The organism is Gemmatimonadota bacterium (assembly GCA_026705765.1).
GTDB lineage: Bacteria > Latescibacterota > UBA2968 > UBA2968 > UBA2968 > VXRD01.
Genome location: JAPPAB010000011.1, coordinates 1 through 20,734 on the forward strand (window position 1 = coordinate 1; position 20,734 = coordinate 20,734).

Consider the following 20,734-nt stretch of genomic DNA (forward strand, 5'->3'; position numbering starts at 1 on the left):
CCGCACCGTGCAAAGCATCGTCAATAGCGACCAGATCGTGACCATCAATCTCCAAAACCCGCCAGCCAAAAGCCCGCCACTTATCTGCAAGCGGCTCCAGATTGAGAACCTCTGCAACCGTGCCAAAACTCTGAATCTTATTATAATCAATTATAACCGTCAAATTGCCGAGCCGATGGTGCGGTGCAAAAAGCGCCGCCTCCCAGATAGACCCCTCGTCGCACTCTCCATCGCTCAGCAACACAAAACAACGGTACGGATCGGACGCCGCGCGCCCGGCCAATGCCATGCCACAGCCAATAGAAAGCCCGTGCCCAAGCGAACCCGTTGACACCTCCACCCCCGGCACACCCAGATGATTGATATGCCCGGTCAAAGGAGAACCATCCGCGCAATAGCGGTCCAACCATGCCACCGGAAAAAACCCGCATTCTGCCAGCACCGCATACAAAATCGCGGTACCGTGCCCCTTGCTCAAAACAAATCGGTCGCGCCCCGGCCACTCGGGCCGCCGCGGATCAATCCTCAGCGTGCGGCAATACAGCACCGCCAGCAAATCGGCCATAGACAAACAGGTACCGATATGCGAAGCCCCCGCGCGATGCACCATACACAGCGCATGCCGACGAATCCGCGCGGCAAATGTGGCAATGTCTTCAATGTTCATAAAGATCTCCCACCCTCCGTCAAAGCACCAGATCAACGCCGGTCTTCGTCCAAAAAGCGAATCCCCGCATTGGGCGGAAAAGGACGCGCGTCGGAACTGGTCCTGAGCATACCCTCCGCGAAAGCCTCCCCAAAGACAGGGGTATGGTGTTCCCACTGACGCACGGCCAGATCTTTTTGCTCCCGGCAATAAATCCGCACAGAGCCAAATTTTTTTTCCAGCATATAGGCAGGTATGGAAATGTCCCGTAGAGATACAATGTGACTGACCGAAGTAAGTATCTTGTTTAAATTGGCGCCTATATGCGCCATGCCTGTTTTACGATCATAGAACGGTATTTTGTGGTGTAAATAGTAGTACCCCGGTGTTGAAGGATACGATAGACCGAGTTGCCATACCCCGACCACATCGGGCGCCTGGGCGAGATAACGGTAGGCATCGAAAAGATCAGGCGAAACGTCTAAAAACAGATTCTGCTTGTCAATGATGCCGATTTTATGAGGTTCTTGCCCAAAGAATGCCAGATACATCCTGTCTTGATACGGCAACCGCTCTAAAATACCGCCCACTGAAACAACGACAAACACCACAGCCGCGCACAGGTATTTGCGATTCATTGCGAACTGCGCCACAATATCTGCACCGATCATGAGAAAGAGGGGAATGGCGAGAAAAATATAGCGATATTCCTTGTGGCCCGGCACTGAGTGCAAGACCACGAGCGCGATCAGCAGTACCAGCAGGAACCCATAGCGACGCACATCCCGCAGAGCCAGTACAACGCACAGCAAACCCAACCCGACACTGGCAATCGCCAGCCAAATCAAATATTGATAACCGGGATGCTTGGCGATGTGACTGACAACAAGTGTTTGATATGCATTGTGGTAGCGAAAATAGGAGATATAAGAGTGAAACAACCCGCCGCCCCATGTTAGCGCATCAAATACACCAACCGCAATCACAGACGTGACCACAACCACCCCGAACGCCATTTTCTTTTCTGTACGCAAAAAGAACAGACCGAGCAGCATAAACGCGATGGGCGCATATTGTATCCGCAAAGCCGCCAGCATGACTGGCAGAAATGCCAGCAGCCAAATTTTTGTCCTGATCTTATCCGACGAAGGGCGCATACAAACAGCGAGCGCAACCAACAGGAGTCCGGTTGCCACAAATTCGGCCAGCGGCTTGTGTGCAAAACCGACAAGTTCGTACCAAAACGCCCCGGCCAACAGCGCGACCCGCCCCGAAGTTTCGCCGAAATGCTGTCGTGCAAAAAAGTACATTCCCGCCGGAATCAACAGGGAAATCGCACAAAACAACAATTTGACGCCATCCACATACCACACCGGTTGACCAAGACCGAATACATCGAACACCATCAACATCCCCGCGACCACCACAGGCAGCAGCAATGGACGCACGCCGTAGAAATACTCCCAGGGAACCAGACCATTGCCAAAAGCGAGGCGATGCCCCTGCTCCAAGACTTGATAGAGTTCGTCTGCATGTAAGAAAAAGTCGCTGTAAAGAGCGATACCGGCGCGCGCCGCAAACGCCAGCACCAGCACGGGAATGAAATATTTCCAAACAGGTGCATCGGTCCCCTGTGGATGCAGCAGTATATCCGGCAAAGACCGCCCGTTCAAAGCGCGTATGCGTTCTCTCCTATCCCGACGCCTACCTCTCCGCGTGCCCTTACCCATGCGCGCTTCCAATCCGCCGATCATCCCCGGCAATTCGCGTACCTCGTTGTCTCACCATTTAAACCTCTTGTTCCCGTTGCGGATTATCCAAAAAATTCACGCGCTCTCGTTCAATCACCAGCGGACGGCGGCGCACCTGGGAATGGATCGCGAGAATATACTCGCCGAGAAGACCCATAAAAAAAAGCTGGAAACCAGCGAAAAAAAACAGAGAAACAGTCAGCAGTGGAATCCCGGGCGGCGCCAATTCCCTGTAGTAGATCAAATTGATAATCAACATAATCAAAGCGACCAGGATGCTGAGTGACGCCAGAGCAAACCCGGCAAACAGCGCGATCCGGATGGGCATCATACTAAAAGAAATGAGACCATTCAACCCATCTTCAATCAGCGAAGACGCCGATGACTTGGACAAACCGCGGCCGCGCTTCTTCCAGGTATAGGACACGCCAATCGAATCAAAACCACAATAGGCAATCATCCCTCGCAAATAGGGAAAGTGGTCGTCAAAAGCGCGGAGATTCTCCACCACAACGCGATCAATCAACTGAAACTCCCCGGCATTTTGGGGAATCTCAAAAGGCGACCAGTGATTGACCAGCCTGTAAAACCACCGACGCATAGTACGCATCGGCCACGACTCCTCCCGATTGGCGCGAATACCATAGACCACCTTATATCCATCTTCCCAATGCTGGACAAAAGTGGGCAAAAGATCAGGGGGATCCTGCAGATCAGCCGGCAAAAACGGCACCACAGCATCCCCGCCAACAGCCATCGTGCCATTGAACAGATTGCGAAAAGCCCCGAAATTCCGCGAATTGGCAATCACCCGCACATTGGAATCGGCACCGGCAATAGCGCGCAATCGCTCAAGCGTGGCATCCGTAGAACAATTGTCACAAAAAAGGTGTTCATAGTCATAATCAGACAGAGGACCTGCAAACAGGGCTTTCACCGTCGCATGGCACTCGGCCACGGTCTCTTCCTCATTGTAGCAAGGCGTGACAATGCCAATTTTTTTTCTCGCCGTCATAGCACATGTCCTCAAACGCGCACAAAATCGGCAATCACTTCGAGCATATAATCGATATGGGCATCGTCCAGACCGGGATAAACGCCAACCCAGAACGTCCGATCCATAACAACATCCGCATTGCCCAGATCGCCGACAACCCGGTATTCCCTGCCACGCATATAGGGTTGATGCACCAGATTGCCGCCAAAGAGAAAACGAGTACCTATTCGCCGCGCATTTAGATGCCGCACCAGTTCGTCGCGGGAAAAAGACGCGCCATCGCGCACGGTAAGAGGCAATCCGAACCAGGACGGTTCGCTGCCCGGCGTCGCTTCGGGCAAAATAAAACAGTCTTGAAACTCAGCGAGACCGCGCAACAACCGTTCCGCATTGTGCTGCCGCTTCTCGAGAAACCCGTCCAGATGAGAAAGCTGTGCCACCCCAACAGCAGCCTGCATATCCGTAATCTTCAAATTAAAACCGAGATGTGAGTAAATGTACTTATGGTCAAACCCATACGGCAGATTGCCGAGTTGCCAATCAAACCGACGACCACAAGTATTGTCCATACCCGGCGCGCAAAAACAATCCCTGCCCCAGTCGCGAATCGACTCCATAGCCCGGCGCAAAATGGCTCTATTAGTAAATACAGCACCACCCTCGCCCATCGTAATGTGATGCGCCGGATAAAAACTCAGCGTCCCAATAGCCCCAAAAGTACCCACAAGCCGACCGTCATAGCGCGCGCCGAGCGCGTCGCAACAATCTTCGATCACAAACAAATCGTGGCGATCAGCGACCTCCATCACGCGCCCCAGATCAAATGGATTCCCGAGCGTATGCGCCAGCACGATCGCCCTGGTCTTATCGGTAACAGCTTCCTCCAGCCCTGAAGGATCAATATTATAAGTAGGAATATCCACATCGACAAAAACCGGCACCATACCATATAACATGATGGGATTCACCGTCGTCGGAAACCCGGTCGCACACGTAATGACCTCATCGCCCGCCCGCAGTGCGCGATCCCTGAGCAAATGCGACGTCAGGGAAGCAAACGCGACCAGATTGGCGGAAGACCCAGAATTGACAGTAAGCACATGCTTGCGCCCCAGAAAATCGCCAAGCCGCCGCTCGAACGCCGCATTAAACCGCCCCGTCGTAAGCCAGAAATCGAGTGCAGAATCGACCAGAGAAACCATATCCTCCCCACCGTACACCCGTCCCGAAACCGGAACCGGACTGCGCTCGGCATCAAATACACCCGGGGGATGAGCCAGCGCAGCATACTCTGCCGTAAGCCGCAATATCTCGGACCGCAGCACATCCGCTCTCGACCCGGAATTCTCCGATGAAGACATACGCAACCCCCTAAGTCAACCCCTCAATCAGCGCGGCATCGCGCGCTAACTGCACAAACAAAAAATTCGTCTCAACAGTATCATCCGCAATCGTTTCACAATACCGAAGCTGCCCTTCACCAACCGCCCAGCAGTCATAGCCGAGGGCTTTCGTCCATGCAATCACCTCGTTGGGATGATACCCAAACGCAGCCGACCACTTGCGGAGAAGCTCCAAAAAAAGCACCGGTCGATCACGCGCTATAACCCCAGCCCCTCCCTGCAATACCATCAACTCTGCACCTTCAACATCGCACTTCAAAAGATCGAGCGGAACCCCTGTATTGCCCGGCAGGGACTCGTCGAGCGTCGTCAGACGAACCGTCAACTTGCGGCTCATCTCCCCGGGATGCAACGCCCGCAGCGAGGCACCGACATGCCCCGTATCCCGCGGCAAAAAAATTTCGCCCTGACCCGGACGGGCGGCGAGACCCTGCGATATCACAGTTACGCGATCAGAAAACCCATTGAGCGCGATATTCGCCTTCAGCACCGCGGCTGTATCCCCCACCGGTTCATAGGCAATAACCCGTCCACCCCCCATTGCCATCTTAACCGAATACCAGCCGATATTCGCGCCCGCATCAACCGCGAGCGAAGCGCGCCTGGCGCACCGGTCAATCACGCGGCCAGCAAACCGTTCATAAGCCCCGTGATTGATCGCCTCGGAAACAGGCTCTCGAAGATTCTCGGGATTCCAGAAAAATCTCAACCCCGATTTGAGCTGAGCGATCAAACCCGTCTCACCGATCTGTATGGACGCGACCTCGCCCTTTGCCAAAAGCGGCGAATAGGCGCGCAAACGAAGATGGCAATCCCGCATCAACTCCCAGAACCTCTGCCGGTCGAGATCGCCCTGCTCATAAGATCGCCGCAGATCACAAAGCGCCTGGATGTCCAAATCCTTCATCGCAAAGCACCCAAAGACAAACTATCGATAGCGCGTCGAAATCCCGTCCCAATATCAATTGAGGGCCGCCATCCAAGCGACCTGAGTCGCCCGATATCTGGACACGACCGCTCGACCTTACTCGGCATATAGGGATCCCCTGCTTTCCGGACAGCGCGGATCACCTTCAAGCCCTTCTCGGGATAAAGCGCAGTCAGTATCTCCGCCAACTCTGCAATCGAAACTTCGCAATCGGGATTGCCGAGATTATATGCCGTTCCGGACTCACCGCACAACAAAACGCGAAAAAACCCCTCGGTTGCATCCCCCAAATAACAAAAAGACCGACTCGCCGTACCCGCGCTCAGAAGTTCAATATCCCGGCCCTGCACAACAGAAGCGGCAAAATCCGCGAACACGCGCCCATCGTCAAACCGCATACCCGGTCCATAAACATGAAAGGGCCGCACAATCGAAGCCGCAACCCCGAACTGCCGGTGATAGGCAATGCACAGCGCCTCGCCCAAACGCTTCGACTCGGCGTAACAATTGCGCGGATCAATCGGATCCAGCACACCCACATCGGACTCCCGCGTCGGAATCATAGTCTCCGGCAGATCGCCGTATATCTCCGACGAACTAAAAAACAAAAAACCCTTTGCACCGACATCTGCGGCGCGCTCGAGCAGGTATTCAGTACCCACCGTATTGGGCCCGATAGTACCGACCGGATCGTCCCGATAGTATTTGGGACTTGCCGGACTCGCCGCGTGAAAAATAAAATCAGGCCGAATATCAACGGGCAACCGCGCACAAACATCCTGCACCAGAAGCGTAAAATTGGGATCCTGCAAATGACGTCCAAATTTGGCCCGCACGCGATCTTCCGACCGCACCAGAGCAACAACCCGCGGCGGATCATTCCCCACGAGCGCCGGACAGTGCCGAAGCGCCATCACAACCTCGACGAGATAAGCGGGCAAAAAACCAGTCGCCCCCGTAATCAGCACCGAACACCCCGCCAAACGGCGCCACTCAATATCGGAAGATATAATCCGGGTTATATCGCCCGCAATAATGGGATCCGGGTGGATCCCTATACTGGAATCGCTAATATTCATAAGGCATTACTCGCGTTTCCATATAAGCGCAGACCTGTTCACGGGTCACGCCCCTCATATCCGCGCCCCTCAAGTGCGCCCTGTACCAATCAACCGTCATCTCCAAAGTCGTCGCCAGATCCAGCCGCGGGCACCAGTCCAACATCGTCATCGCCTTTGCACTATCGATAGACAACAACCGCGTCTCAGGCGGATAATCCCGACAGTCAACCCGGTACTGCGCCCCATTCCCCCACAACTGTGCCACAGCATTGACGACCTCTTGCACAGACCGCGCATTGCCCGGCAGCGGACCAAAATTAAACGCACCGGCCTGCCTCGCCTCGCCATTCAACAACCGCTCCGCCAGAGCGATATACCCACCGAGCGGCTCCAGCACATGCTGCCACGGGCGCACCGCCTGAGGGGCGCGAATCAACAACACCTCCCCCGCCCCAAAAGCGCGCACAGCATCGGGAATCAACCGATCTCGCGCCCAATCTCCACCGCCAATCACATTTCCCGCCCGCGCCGTAGCAATCAGCAAATCCCGCCTATCCCGTCCAGTAAAAGACCGTCGATAAGCATGCGTCAACAACTCGGCACACGCCTTGCTGCTGCTATATGGATCATCCCCCCCCAACCGATCATTTTCCCGATATCCCCAAACCCATTCCCTGCTCTCGTAACACTTATCCGTCGTCACCACAACCACCGCCCGCACACGCTCGCACGCGCGCGCCGCCTCCAGAACGTGTGCCGTACCCATAACATTCGTCGAATAAGTCCCAATGGGATCTGCATAGCCGCGTTGCACCAGCGGCTGAGCCGCAAGATGAAAAACGACCTCTGCTTTGCTGCGAGACAGGGCTTCGCGCAGCGCGGAAAGATCCCGAACATCGGCTATTGTACTATCGACAATGCGATCAATACCCGCAGCCGCAAACAAATTTGGCTCAGACTCCGGCAACAGACCATAACCAGAGACGCATGCCCCCACCTCGTGCAACCACAAACTCAGCCATCCGCCCTTGAACCCGGTATGCCCAGTCACAAAAACCCGCCTCCCCTGCCATACATTCATCAAACCGCCCCTTTCCAGGTCGCCCAGGGCGGATTCCCCCTGTCCCACAACCGTTCCAGACTGAGCTTGTCCCGAGGCGTATCCATGCAGTGCCAGAACCCATCGTGAAGATAGGCAGCCAATTCGCCTTCCGCGGTTAGGTGCTGCATAGGGAAGTGCTCCCACACAACGTCATCGCCGTCAATGAGATCGAAAACATCGGGAGACAGAACGAAAAATCCACCATTGACCCACCCGCCTTCCTCCGGTGGTTTCTCTTCAAAATGCGACACGAGATGCCCATCCAACTCTATTGTTCCAAAACGCGCGATAGGCCGCACAGCTGTAACCGTCGCCATTTTCCCGTGCGACAGGTGAAAATCAATCACCCGCCCAATATCCAGATCCGTAACCGCATCGCCATAAGTCATGCAAAAGGTCTCAGCCCCGATATAGTCGCGCACGCGCCCAATCCGACCCCCCGTCTGCGTTCTCTCCCCAGTATCGGCAAGCGTCACGCGCCATGGCTCCACCTGGTCTTTGCCGTAATCGACCTTGCCACTGGCAAGATCGACAAAAACATCGGAAACATAGCTGCGGTAATTGAGAAAATATTGCTTGATCACATCGCCCTTATATCCCAGGCACACAATAAAATCGGACACCCCGTGCTGCTGGTATATTTTCATAATATGCCAGAGCATAGGCTGCCCGCCAATTTCGACCATCGGCTTTGGCCTGGTCGTGGTTTCTTCCGCCAGGCGCGTACCCAGGCCACCTGCCAGAATAACTGCCTTCATCTTTAATCACTCCTATCGCCTATCAGTCGTTTGTCATTTATTTATCCGATAGCAAAACACAGTTACGTCACGTGTGACTTTAAATGAGAGATGAACGTAATTCAAGAAGAGACTGCCCTGGTGTTTAAAATGGTTTAATTAGGATTATATACCGTCCATAAACTATTATTATAGTTCTATTTTACTTATTAACAATATGTTAAAAAAAGGGCGTTATATTGCCCAAGGGACAATATAACGCCCTTTCCGAAATAATACAAGCCCTGTATTGAGTTGAAATAGCCGCTTTCAAACTGGATTGGCTCTACGAATACATCGCCACCCTCATTCCCGCGAAGAAAAATAGAGAATCGGCATTTTCTTGCTGGTATATGCTTGCATCAATCTTTTTTTAAGCGCTCTTTCCCGCTCAAAGTTGGCGATGTGATAGGCAATCTGCGGCCGCGTCCACTGCCATAGACTATCCTTGTCGGGATTGTTATCGCGTTTCTCGTTCCACCACTGCTCGGTCCACCCCGTCACACTATAGCTATAAGCCCCGATGAATTGCACTGTAACGGACCATATCAACAAAACACCAAACAGCACCCGCATTCGACCGTCGGCAACAACCCGCTCAATAACCGGAATCATCAACAGCGCAAAAAACGGAGCCGTATCCACAATAGACCGATAGCCATAGGTCGAGCCGCCCCACCAGTCGTACCACTTAGACGCCAGCAGGATCAGCAGCACAGTCGCCACTTGCAGGGGAATCAAAGGACGGTACCGCGGATCTCTCCACGCTATCACCGCGCCGACAAAGCCGAACAACAACACTGGCGAAAAGAAAATCAGCCCACGCGATGGACTGATAAAAAGCCCCGGCAGGCTTTCCCATATAGCGCTCTGCCAAAGATTGTCAGATCCCGTGGTCGCAAGCGCGATATTTTTTGACGTGACGGTCTGCCCAAACTCGAGAATATTACCAAAGTAGTAGCCATTGTACGCGGCAAGCATGACGGCGAAAGGCATCCCCCCGAGCACAAAGGCAACGAACCCGCGGCGATTCACCCACAACAAATATGCCCCCACGCAAACAACCACCACAGCACTCGTCGGACGGCACAAAACCGCCAGGCCGAGGGCGGCACCACAATAAACCGCATAATACTTTCGTTCTGGAATACCCAATAAAAAATAGGCACCAAGACTCAAAAAAAACGCATTCGACGGATGCTGCCAGAGCGCTTGACTGCTGATGGGCCACGCGCAACTCCCCAGCCCAAATGCCAGAGCCACCAGAAACGCTGGTATGGGCGCGACAAAATAGCGCGCCGAGAAAAAAATGAGCAACGTCGCGAGCGCAATCAGCAAAGAAGCTGTCAGGGCACCGCCGTGCCACCACCAGTACCGATCGGACTCAATATCGACAAAAAGATCGAGAACCACATATACCGGCAACCCAACAATTGCCGATCCAACACCAAAGGCATTGACATACACATCGGGCCGCGTGGTTTGGGCGAGATAGTAGTGCCCCCTGGCCTTCAGGTATCCCTTTTCATACAGGTCATTGACCTCTTGAGCCCAGGCGCTGACGGCGACGCTAAGCGGTTTCTCGCCCGGCTGTTCCAATTCCCAGAAGAAAGCACCCGGTGCATCTGGTGGGCCGAGCGAAAAGGCGTGTCGCTTTAGCAGATTCAGGCTGAGCAGCATATTGCCTTCCTGATCCCCACCGGGGAGAAAATCGCCATTGCTCACGTACGCACCGAAGCACCCGACAAACAGAAGAACGGGCAGAAAGTATTTCGACAAAGCCACTCTGCCCCCAGCCCGCGCGGTCGTCATTGCGTCTGGTCTTTCGCGGCGCGTCCTTCTCGTCTTCCTTCTTTTTGCCATTTCATCTCCTACAAATCACCTGCTCTCATTCACAAAGCGGATACCGCTATTGTCCGGGGGTTCTGGCGCATGGGGATTGATGCGCGCCATAATCTGATCCAAACCACCGACAACAATCGGATTGTACCCCGCCCATTGGCGGACCGGCGCATCATTCTCATCGCGGCACCAGATCTGGACAGTGCCAAATTGCTTCTCCACCGCATAGCCGGGAATGGCGAGATCGGCATTATCCGACACAATATGGCTGACCGATGCCCTGACCGTCTCCATATCCTTATTTATAATGCGCCCTGAAAACACATCGTAAAACGGAATCTCCCGGTGCAAATAATAGTAACCGGGCAGACTGTAATACGGTCGGTCAACCTGCCACACCCCCAGAACACCGGGCGCGCGGGCGAGGTAGCGAAACGCGGCAAAAATCGGATCCTGACCGCGGACAAACCCAACCTTCCCCGTCTCTTTGGAATAAGCGCGATAAACCTGATCCTGGGACGGCAGCGCATTCAGAACCCCACCTATCGAAACCGCCGCGAACAAAACACCCACCACTCCCCAAACGCGCGCATCCCCGCGTACCGCAAATCGCACCACCACATCTGCACCAATCAAAAGCCACAGCGGAACAACCGCAAAAACGAACCGGTACTCCTTGTGTGCCTGCACAGAATGAACCAGCACCACCAGAGCCACCATCGCCAGCAAAAACCCATAGCGCCGCAAATCCCGCAGTGCGACAACCACACACAGCGCACCCAACCCCACACTCGCCAGCAAAAGCCACCACAAAAACTGGTATCCCGAGGACTCGCCAGCGCGCCCCTGGTCAACCATGAGATTGAAACGGATATTCGTAATATAGGAATGAAACAAACCGCCATCCCACGTCATCGCATCGAACGCCCCCACCGCCAGCAGAAACACACCTGCAGCAATTGCGAGATAAACCTTCTTCTCCGTCCTCAAAAAAAACACACCCAAAAGCAACAACGCAATCGGCGCGTACTGCAACCGCACCGCCGCAGCCAGCACCGCTATGAGCGCCACCAGCCAGACCGTCCCCACCCTGTGTACCGACGACCGCACACACAGCACCAGCAACACCATCAACAGCGCAGCAGCCACAAACTCCGTCATCGGCTTGTGGGCAAACCCCGCCAACTCATACCAGAACGCGCCAGCCAATAGCGCGACCCGCGCCGATGACTCCCCAAAATGCCGCCGCGCAAAAAAATACATCCCCACCGGAATCAGCAGGGAAACCGCACAAAACATCAGCTTGACACCGCCCACATACCAGAACGGCTCACCAAGCCCCACCAGATCAAACCCCTTCAACACCCCGGCAACCATACCGGGCACCAGCCATGCACGCGCCCCGTAAAAAAACTCCCAATAAGTAACCCCACTGCCAAAAACCAGACGATGCGCTGGCTCCAAATACTGCATCACCTCGTCCGGGTGCAGAACAAAATCGCCACACAGCGCAATCGCCGCACGCACCGCGAATGCCAAAACAAGCACCGGCAACAAAAACTTCCACGGACGCTCATCGGGCGACTGCAAATGCAACAAACGATCCACCAAAGAAACTGGCGACCGCTGCCGATCCCCGCGTGGATCGCGGCGGCGCGTCCTCCTTGTCTTCCTTCTTTTTGCCATTTTCATTCTCAGTTCTTTTTTTACCGCGATAAAAAAACACGGGGACCGTCCCCTACAACGGCATACCGCGATGACATCTTAAAGGCAAAAACAATCAGAATGAACAGAAAGGGCAATTTTGTCTTGACAACGATTGATGATTTATAAATAGTATCTATAGATACAATGGCGTCTAAATGGAGAAAGGGCGCGTATTGGACAAACAACACGCGACCTCTAATCGCAATTTGCCTGAGAGCGGTCATCGGGCAAGGCGCAAAACAAAGTGAGGATATATTATATGTATAAGAACTTAACAATTGTCGGACTCATTGGACTCTTTTTCGCGGGTCCAGTCTCTGCTAATTCTCATACAGATCCCGACTTTAACGACGATGGGATCGTCAATTCATCAGACTATGCGCTGTTTTTGTCTCATTGGGGGGAGCAAACAGATGACCCAAATTGGGATGCGAAGTTCGATTTGAACAGTGATGGGATCATCAACTCAACGGACTACGCGCTCTTCCTTGCCAATTGGGGCAAAACATTTCCAGTCACGCCCCAGAACGCGCGCGATGTACTGGTGGCACTTTATAATGCAACGGGTGGAACCAATTGGACGACTAAAACCAATTGGCTCAGTAACAACGACATCTCCACATGGCATGGCGTCAGCGTTTCCAACGGGAAGGTTACGGGCCTGGATCTCAGTCTGAATAATCTGATGGGGACGATTCCCGCGGCATTGGGCAACTTGAACAACCTGGAGAACTTGAATCTTACAGGTAATCAGTTAAACGGTGCGATTCCCACGGCATTGGGCAACTTGAACAACCTGGAGAACCTGAATCTTAGCTTCAATCAGCTAAGTGGCGAAATTCCAGCAACACTGGGCAACCTCTCCAATCTCGAAGTCATGTGGCTTGTCAGCAATCAGTTAAGCGGTGCGCTTCCAGCAACACTGGGCAACCTCTCCAATCTCGAAGTCGTGATTTTAAACATTAATCAGTTAAGTGGTGAGCTTCCCCAGAGCCTGACCAGACTGACAAACCTGATGACTTTTTCCTTTGGGAACAACAGGGGCCTGTGTGCGCCATCTGGTATTCAGACATGGCTACAGGGCATTGCAGACGCCGCTGGCCCGAATTGTGAATAGAAAACGCACGGGACGGCACAGAGACCGTCCCGCACAATATTATTATAACGCAATCACTTCTCAATACTGTGTTCAAGCCTGCCGATCTCGTCGCGCAGCCTGGCGGCTTCTTCGTACTCTTCCAGCGCGACCGCCTCTTGCAAACGCGCCTTGAGCGCATCCACCTGTTGCGTCACCCCCTCTTCGGCGGGTTCATCCTCTGTGGCAGACCTCACAAAAGCCGCAATATTCTCACCGTCTTCCATGGGCACATCTTGCGCCTCAACCGACAGCCCCGCCTCTGCAATCACCTGATCCGCCACAAAAACCGGGGCATCGACGCGCAGCGCCAGTGCCAGCGCATCGCTCGGGCGCGAATCAATAACAATCGACTCCCCATCGCGCACAATTGTAATCTCGGCAAAAAACGTCTCGTCCCTCAGCGCACTGACCACCACCTGCTCAACGCGTACATCGAACCCCTCCATAATCGCACACAACAAATCGTACGCAATGGGACGCGGCGGCGGCTCATCGTGAAGCACCAGAGAAATCGCAACCGCCTCAAAATTGCCAATCGCAATCGGCAAAAAAACCGTCTGGTCCTTATCCTTTAACCAGACCAGCGGATGACTGCTATTGGGTTCGAGCTGCACGGCAATCACTTCCATTTCTGTCATGCGAGAGTTCCTTCCGGTAAAGCAACCACAGATGAACACAGATAAACACGGATAAAAGGCTAAAACAATATAGAAGGATACAAAGACAAAAAGCAAGCGGAATCAGGATGTACAGGATGGAAGGATGAACAGGATGAAAATCAAAACCACAAACAAAACCATAGCCACCCTTCACCGTGAACTGGTCTGAGAAACGACCAGTTGTACCCCGTTCCCTACTTCTCCCTTCTCTTGACAGCCTGCGCGTCGCATTGTATCATTTTAAAGAAGCATTCACGCAACCCATAACCTCAGGAGAATCCCTATGTCCTCCCCCTGCTGCGGTGCGAGCAGACCTGCCTCATCCAAAAAAAGAAAAACGCGCAAACAAAAAAACAGGCGCAGAAGTGATACAACCCTCAAAAACATGGTCCGCCTATCGGGCGGCACCTTTCTCATGGGCACAGACAGCACCGAAGGCTTTGCAGAAGACGGCGAAGGACCCGTGCGCGAAGTCACAGTCGATCCCTTTTACCTCGACTTGTGCGCCGTCACCAACACCGACTTTGCCAAATTCGTCCGCGCAACCGCGTACAAAACCGAAGCCGAACGCTTTGGCTGGTCCTTTGTCTTCCACCTCTTTGTCCCCCCCAGCACGGCCTCGCACATCTCGCAAACCGTCGTCGATACCCCCTGGTGGTTTGCTGTTGACGGCGCCTGCTGGCACCGCCCCGAAGGACCCGGCACAAACATCAACAACCGCTGGAACCACCCCGCGATCCACATCTCGTGGAACGACGCCGTTGCCTATTGCAACTGGGCCGGCAAACGCCTGCCCACAGAAGCCGAATGGGAATTTGCCGCACGGGGCGGCTTAAACAGCATGCGCTATCCCTGGGGAGACGACCTCGAACCCAACGGCAAACACATGTGCAACATCTGGCAGGGCACATTCCCCGAACAAAACACCCGCGCAGACGGGTACATCGGCACCGCACCCGTCACCTCCTTCCCCCCCAACAACTACGGCATCTACAACATCTCGGGCAACGTCTGGGAATGGTGCAGCGACTGGTTCAGCCCCACCTTCCACCTCAAAAGCGACGCAAAAAACCCCACGGGACCCCACATCGGACAGGCGAAAAGCATGCGCGGCGGCTCCTACCTTTGCCACGACTCCTACTGCAACCGATACCGCGTGGCAGCACGCAGCGCAAACACCCCGGACAGTTCCACCGGGAATTTGGGGTTTCGGTGTGCGAGGTGAGGCGCGAATAGACGAATCAGCGAATAGACGAATCAGCGAATAGACAAAAAAAACGGAAGACGCGAGAATGTCTTCCGTTTTTTTCACACTTCCTACTTCACACTTCATTCTCTAACAACCCACACCTTCACAGACACCACAATCCCTGCATAAAGCCGAATGGGCACATCATAGACGCCCAGAGCGCGAATCGGCTCTTCGAGTTCTATATCTCGGCGATCAATATCAAACCCCAGGTCACTGAGCGCATCTGCAATTTGCTGTGCAGTCACCGACCCAAAAATGCGATCCTCTTCGCCTGCCCTGACCGCCACATTGCACGAAACCTCTTTCAGAGCCTCTGCCAGAGACTCGGCATCGCGCGTTTCGCGAACCTGTTGGGCCTCGCGTTGTTGGCGCACCTTCTCGTACACCGCCATATTGCGCTCATTTGCAATCAACGCCACCGAGCGCGGCAGCAAAAAATTTCGCGCGTACCCATCCTTCACCTCAACCACATCGCCAGCATTGCCCAGCGCATCCACATCTGCTGTAAGAATAATTTTCATAGTGTATTTCCAATCTACCGAATCGAATCATTCACATAAGGCATAAGCGCGAGGAAGCGGGCGTGCTTAATCGCGCGCACCAATGCGCGCTGACCCTTTGCACAGGTACCCGTCATACGCCGCGGGACAATTTTCCCGCGCTCAGTCACAAACCGGCGCAACAAACGATCATTCTTATAGTGAACATCCAAACGGTGTTCTTCAAATCGACAGGCCCTTGAATGACCATCGCAAATATGGCAACCCTTTATTCGTCCTCTATTCATCGTCGTCCTCCTCTACTGGAACCTCTTCAGCGTCCTCCTCTTCCTCTTGAGGAGGAATCTCAGTCTGAAGAATCAGATGCCGCAAAACAGCCTCATCCAAACGGCACGCCCGCTCAACATCTGCAATCGCGCCCGGATCGGCTTGAAAATAAAAAAACGTATAGTCGCCCTGCTGCCGCTTTTGAATCTCATAAGCGAGCCTGCGCACGCCCCAGCGGTCGATATTGACCACCGTAGCGCCCTGATCGGCGAGCAGCGACGCATAGTGTTCGACCGTCTCATCCGCATTCTCCTGCGAATCGACAATCAAAGCCATCTCGTAATCTCGTGACATAAACTATCCCCCATGGACGTGTGGTTCAGAATCATGTGTTCTGAACGGGGTTGGAAAAAAGCGTCAGCAGTCACGCCAGCAAAGGCGCCAGCATCAGTGAAACCACCGACATCAACTTAATCAAAATATTCAACGCGGGACCAGACGTATCTTTTAACGGATCGCCAACCGTATCGCCAACCACGGCTGCCTTGTGAGCCTCGGACCCTTTACCGCCCAAATTGCCCTCCTCGATCAACTTCTTCGCATTATCCAGCGCACCCCCGCTATTCGCCATCATCAGCGCCAGCAACACACCCGACACCGTCGCACCCGCCAGCATACCACCCAGCGCCTCTGCACCCAGAAAAAAGCCAACCAGCACCGGCGTCAGCACAGCCACCAGACCGGGCACCACCATCTCGCGCAAAGCCGCCACAGAACTGATATCCACACAGCGGCGCGTATCCGGCTTGCCCGTCCCCTCCATCAGCCCGGGAATCTCGCGGAACTGCCGACGCACCTCTTCGACCATCTTAAACGCCGCATTGCCCACACTCGTCATCGTCAGTGCCGCCACGCAAAAAGGCACGCCACCGCCCAAAAACAGACCAATCACAACCAGGGGTTTGGTCAAATTAATAGACTCGATCCCCACAGCCGCCGAATACGCGGAAAACAGCGCCAGCGCAGTCAGCGCAGCAGAGCCAATCGCAAACCCCTTGCCAATCGCCGCCGTCGTATTCCCCAGCGAATCCAACTCATCGGTAATCTCGCGCGTCTCGGGACCCAAATTGGCCATCTCGGAAATACCGCCCGCATTATCCGCAATCGGACCATAAGCATCCACAGCCATCGTAACACCCACAGTCGATAACATACCCACAGCGGCAATGCCAATACCGTATAAACCCGCAAAGTGAAACGACCCTGCAATCGCGACACAAATCCCCAAAATCGGCAACGTCGTACTCTCCATCCCCACTGCCAGCCCCGCGATCATATTGGTCGCCGACCCCGTCTCCGAAGAATGGGCAATACGCCTTACAGGTGCCCCGCCCGTATAGTACTCCGTCATCAGCGCAATGGCAATCCCAACCAGACAACCAAAGAGAATCGCCCAAAACACCCCGCGAGCCAAACCGAGATATTCAGCGGCAAAAAAAGCCCCAACAAGCATCAAAACAGCGGAAATATACGTAGCGTAGCGCAGTGCGGCATCCGGATTTAAAGACTGCAAAATGCGAATGGACCCCACGCCGATCATCGACGCCAACAAACCGATCATAACCACGACAAGCGGATATTGCATCGCCGCGATCCGCACCGCTCCCGAATCGCCCCCCAACACAGTCAACGCCGCGCCACCAGCCGTTGCCGCAATCGCAATCGTCGCAATAATAGACCCCACATAAGACTCAAAAATATCTGCGCCCATCCCCGCTACATCGCCCACATTATCGCCCACGTGATCGGCAATAACAGCCGGATTTCTCGGATCGTCCTCCGGTATCCCGGCCTCCACCTTGCCCACCAGAGCCGCCCCCACATCTGCCGTCTTGGTATAAATACCCCCCCCAACCCGGGCAAAGAGCGCAATAGAACTCGCACCCATAGCAAAACCATTAATCATCGCCGCCTGATCGGGTTTGCCGTAAAAATAAAAAAGCAAGCCCACGCCAAAAAGCCCCAGACTCGCCACGGCCAACCCCATCACTGCCCCGCCGGAAAACGCGACATTCAACGCCTTATCCCGCCCGCTTTGACTCGCGGCATAAGCCGTCCGCACATTTGCCTTGGTCGCCGCCTTCATCCCGATAAAACCCGCGCCAAGCGAACAAAGCGCGCCGCCCAAAAAAGAGATGGCCGTCTCCCGATTAATACCCCAGTACACCAGCGCAAACACCAGCACAATAAAAACAGCGAGCACACTGTATTCGCGCTTCAAAAAAGTCACGGCCCCATCCTGGATATCCGCTGCGATCTCTCGCATCAGCTCCGTACCCTCTGATTGCCTGGCAACATAGAGATAAATCAAACCAGCGCAAATCAGCCCAACCACGCCCAGCACAGGTGCCAAAATCATATAAATCTCCAATACATCAACGCGCATTATACCGATTCATCGCCCGTTCAATACCTTCGCTTGCCCAGCACAGCGCGCCGTCAACCGCTTGCCCAACCGCATCTGCAATCACATCTCGATCATCGGATATAAACTCACCCAACACGTAATCAATCATATCATCCAACCCGGCGGGTTGCCCAATACCGATGCGCAACCGCGGAAAATCTGCAGACCCCAGCGCGCACTCAACAGACCGCAAACCATTGTGCCCACCGTGACTGCCCGCGCGCCGAAAGCGCAACCGCCCCAAATTGATATGCACATCGTCAACCACCACCAGAACATCTGCCCGTGCAACCTCAAAACACCGCGCAACCTCTGCCACACCCAAACCGCTCTTATTCATATACGTCAGCGGCTTGACCAGCAACAAATCATCTGAAAACCTGCACCACGTACAAAATTCAAACGCATGCCAGGGTGCATCTTTGCCCAGCGCATCAACAACCCAAAACCCCACATTGTGGCGCGTCTGTGCATAGCGCGCGCCCGGATTGCCCAACCCCACAATCGCCTTTACACTACGACTCATCGCCTTCTTCGTCATCGTCGCGCCTTCTGCCGCGCTCAATAACCTCAGGCTCCTGCATTTCTTCTTCCCCTTCCACATCCACCAACGCTTCGTCCTCCACGTCCTCTTCCTCTTCTTCGATGACAAGCGTGGGCGCAGCCACCGCAAACACCGTGCGGTCACTATCCGTCACAATAGAAAAATCATCGCTCTGCACGACAATATCCGAAACGTGCAGCGAATCCCCGATATCCAGATCCGACACATCAATTTCAATATGATCGGGAATCTCTGTGGGCAGGCACTCGACCTCGAGATCGTGCAACATCTGTTCCAGAATCCCCTCGCCTATCCGCACGCCAACGGCCGATCCCATAGCGTGAATAGGCACCTCAACCACAATTTTGCGCGCCAGATCAATGCGGTGAAAATCCACATGCAAAATCTCATCGCGCACGGGATGATACTGAATATCCTTAATAATCGTACTCTGGCTCGTATCGCCCGCGCTCAGCGAAATAATGGCATTGCGACCGTGCGACCTCAACAAATCGGTCAACGTGCGCTGATCCACGGAACAGGCAACAGACGCGACACCTTCGCCATAAACAACTGCGGGCAATTGACCGCGAAAGCGCAACTTTTTGGCGACCTTCTTTCCCGAAGCCGTGCGAACATCTACAGTGAGAGAAACTTGATCGGACATTATTATTTCTCCTATTCCCGCTTCCTAATTCTTAATTTTTAATTCTCAAACCGGACAACACAAAAACGCCCGAAACTGATCGGACCTGAACCGTGCCCAAACAGCCTCGGCAACATCTCGCGACTCAAAAACACCGTAAAGCGTGGAACCACTACCAGACATCGACGCAACGATTGCGCCGGCATCTGTCAACCGCGACAAAATATCGCGCGTTTCTGGATGCGATTGAACAATAAGAGGCAAAAAATCATTCTCAATACGCTCAAAAAAACCCGAAACGGGCAAATTTTTTACAGAATTAAGGAAACTATCATATTCACCATGCTCTGTCAAGGTCTTTTTATAATTTGCAAACGCCCAGCCCGTATGCACCTGGAACCCCGGGCAAACCAGCACATACGCCACATCTGCAGACCACGGCACATACCGCAAATGCTCCCCCCGCCCCGAAACCACTGCCGTACCCTTTTGCCGCACAAAAAACGGCACATCGGACCCTATAGACGCGCCGATCTCGCGCAATTCGTCACCTGAAAGACCCGCATCCCACACCCGATTCAAAACCCGCAACACAGCCGCTGCATCTGAACTTCCCCCACCCAAACCCGCCGCCATCGGAATCCGCTTCTCTATCGCAATCGCCACCCCGCGATCCATCCCCGTATAAGACCGAAACGCCAGAACCGCCTTATACACCAGATTTTCTGGACCCGTGGGCAAATCCGCATCGTCGCACGACAAAATAATCTGCCCCTCTTCCGCTGGCTCAAAAACGAGGCGATCGCACAGATCCACAGTCTGAAAAACCGACAAAATATCGTGAAACCCATCGCTGCGCTGCCCGAGAATCTTCAGCCCCAGGTTGAGCTTTGCATAAGCGTATTCGACAATCTCCAAAACACTATCTCCCATTGACGCTTTTGGTAAAATATAATACATTCAAAAAATAAAGAACCTTCTGGATCGCGGCTCAACTGCATGCCGCGATGACACACGGGAGCCTGCCCCGTAATGCCTCTATATGGGG

20 protein-coding genes are annotated in these 20,734 nt (G+C 53.9%); 2 read left to right on the forward strand and 18 right to left on the reverse strand.

Annotated features, from left to right (window positions below):
* From OXH16_01365 to OXH16_01410, 10 genes are all read right to left on the reverse strand, one after another.
* On the reverse strand, positions 1–667 hold a 667-nt coding region (locus tag OXH16_01365; protein MCY3680015.1), incomplete at its 3' end, for a transketolase.
* Between the two features lie 32 nt (positions 668–699).
* Positions 700–2,400: a hypothetical protein gene (locus OXH16_01370; protein MCY3680016.1), complete on the reverse strand. Its 1,701-nt coding sequence runs from the start codon at positions 2,398–2,400 to the stop codon at positions 700–702.
* A 34-nt stretch (positions 2,401–2,434) separates the two neighbouring features.
* Positions 2,435–3,412 carry a glycosyltransferase family 2 protein gene (locus tag OXH16_01375; protein ID MCY3680017.1) on the reverse strand — a complete coding sequence of 326 codons (978 nt, stop codon included), beginning with the start codon at positions 3,410–3,412 and terminating at the stop codon, positions 2,435–2,437.
* A gap of 11 nt (positions 3,413–3,423) precedes the next feature.
* Positions 3,424–4,755, reverse strand: coding sequence for a lipopolysaccharide biosynthesis protein RfbH (rfbH, locus tag OXH16_01380; GenBank protein MCY3680018.1), 1,332 nt, complete (start codon positions 4,753–4,755; stop codon positions 3,424–3,426).
* A 10-nt stretch (positions 4,756–4,765) separates the two neighbouring features.
* Positions 4,766–5,704 carry an FkbM family methyltransferase gene (locus tag OXH16_01385; protein ID MCY3680019.1) on the reverse strand — a complete coding sequence of 313 codons (939 nt, stop codon included), beginning with the start codon at positions 5,702–5,704 and terminating at the stop codon, positions 4,766–4,768.
* Positions 5,701–6,804, reverse strand: coding sequence for an NAD-dependent epimerase/dehydratase family protein (locus OXH16_01390; GenBank protein ID MCY3680020.1), 1,104 nt, complete (start codon positions 6,802–6,804; stop codon positions 5,701–5,703). The genes OXH16_01385 and OXH16_01390 overlap by 4 nt, the downstream gene beginning before the upstream one ends.
* The gene (rfbG, locus tag OXH16_01395; GenBank protein ID MCY3680021.1) at positions 6,794–7,867 is read right to left on the reverse strand and encodes a CDP-glucose 4,6-dehydratase; all 1,074 of its coding nucleotides are present in this window, start codon (positions 7,865–7,867) and stop codon (positions 6,794–6,796) included. The genes OXH16_01390 and rfbG overlap by 11 nt, the downstream gene beginning before the upstream one ends.
* The gene (rfbF, locus tag OXH16_01400) at positions 7,867–8,646 is read right to left on the reverse strand and encodes a glucose-1-phosphate cytidylyltransferase (protein MCY3680022.1); all 780 of its coding nucleotides are present in this window, start codon (positions 8,644–8,646) and stop codon (positions 7,867–7,869) included. The genes rfbG and rfbF overlap by 1 nt, the downstream gene beginning before the upstream one ends.
* Before the next feature lie 324 nt (positions 8,647–8,970).
* The gene (locus tag OXH16_01405; protein ID MCY3680023.1) at positions 8,971–10,527 is read right to left on the reverse strand and encodes a hypothetical protein; all 1,557 of its coding nucleotides are present in this window, start codon (positions 10,525–10,527) and stop codon (positions 8,971–8,973) included.
* A 15-nt stretch (positions 10,528–10,542) separates the two neighbouring features.
* On the reverse strand, positions 10,543–12,192 hold the full coding sequence (locus OXH16_01410) for a hypothetical protein (protein MCY3680024.1): 1,650 nt from the start codon (positions 12,190–12,192) through the stop codon (positions 10,543–10,545).
* A 280-nt stretch (positions 12,193–12,472) separates the two neighbouring features.
* Here OXH16_01410 and OXH16_01415 point away from each other — a divergent pair, with 280 nt between their 5' ends.
* A complete protein-coding gene (locus OXH16_01415; protein ID MCY3680025.1) occupies positions 12,473–13,330 on the forward strand; it encodes a dockerin type I domain-containing protein in 858 nt (285 codons plus the stop codon).
* A gap of 53 nt (positions 13,331–13,383) precedes the next feature.
* Here the strand turns inward: OXH16_01415 and OXH16_01420 are convergent, their stop codons facing one another.
* A complete protein-coding gene (locus OXH16_01420) occupies positions 13,384–13,989 on the reverse strand; it encodes a DUF151 domain-containing protein (GenBank protein ID MCY3680026.1) in 606 nt (201 codons plus the stop codon).
* 304 nt (positions 13,990–14,293) lie between these two features.
* Between OXH16_01420 and OXH16_01425 the strand changes: the two genes are divergently transcribed.
* A complete protein-coding gene (locus OXH16_01425; protein MCY3680027.1) occupies positions 14,294–15,235 on the forward strand; it encodes a formylglycine-generating enzyme family protein in 942 nt (313 codons plus the stop codon).
* A gap of 104 nt (positions 15,236–15,339) precedes the next feature.
* Here OXH16_01425 and rplI read toward each other — a convergent pair whose 3' ends face one another.
* The 7 genes from rplI to ispE form a co-directional block, all read right to left on the reverse strand.
* Complete coding sequence (gene rplI / locus OXH16_01430; GenBank protein MCY3680028.1) at positions 15,340–15,783, reverse strand: 50S ribosomal protein L9; 444 nt, start codon at positions 15,781–15,783, stop codon at positions 15,340–15,342.
* Positions 15,784–15,797: 14 nt separating this feature from the next.
* Entirely contained in the window at positions 15,798–16,049 is a 252-nt protein-coding gene (rpsR, locus tag OXH16_01435) for a 30S ribosomal protein S18 (protein MCY3680029.1), read from the reverse strand.
* A complete protein-coding gene (rpsF, locus tag OXH16_01440) occupies positions 16,042–16,383 on the reverse strand; it encodes a 30S ribosomal protein S6 (protein ID MCY3680030.1) in 342 nt (113 codons plus the stop codon). The genes rpsR and rpsF overlap by 8 nt, the downstream gene beginning before the upstream one ends.
* A gap of 70 nt (positions 16,384–16,453) precedes the next feature.
* Positions 16,454–18,448 (reverse strand): sodium-translocating pyrophosphatase, encoded by a 1,995-nt coding sequence (locus OXH16_01445; protein ID MCY3680031.1) that lies wholly within the window; start codon positions 18,446–18,448, stop codon positions 16,454–16,456.
* A gap of 16 nt (positions 18,449–18,464) precedes the next feature.
* Positions 18,465–19,022, reverse strand: coding sequence for an aminoacyl-tRNA hydrolase (gene pth, locus OXH16_01450; GenBank protein ID MCY3680032.1), 558 nt, complete (start codon positions 19,020–19,022; stop codon positions 18,465–18,467).
* A complete protein-coding gene (locus OXH16_01455) occupies positions 19,012–19,707 on the reverse strand; it encodes a 50S ribosomal protein L25 (protein ID MCY3680033.1) in 696 nt (231 codons plus the stop codon). The genes pth and OXH16_01455 overlap by 11 nt, the downstream gene beginning before the upstream one ends.
* 45 nt (positions 19,708–19,752) lie before the next feature.
* Entirely contained in the window at positions 19,753–20,604 is an 852-nt protein-coding gene (gene ispE / locus OXH16_01460; GenBank protein MCY3680034.1) for a 4-(cytidine 5'-diphospho)-2-C-methyl-D-erythritol kinase, read from the reverse strand.
* Positions 20,605–20,734: the final 130 nt, after the last annotated feature.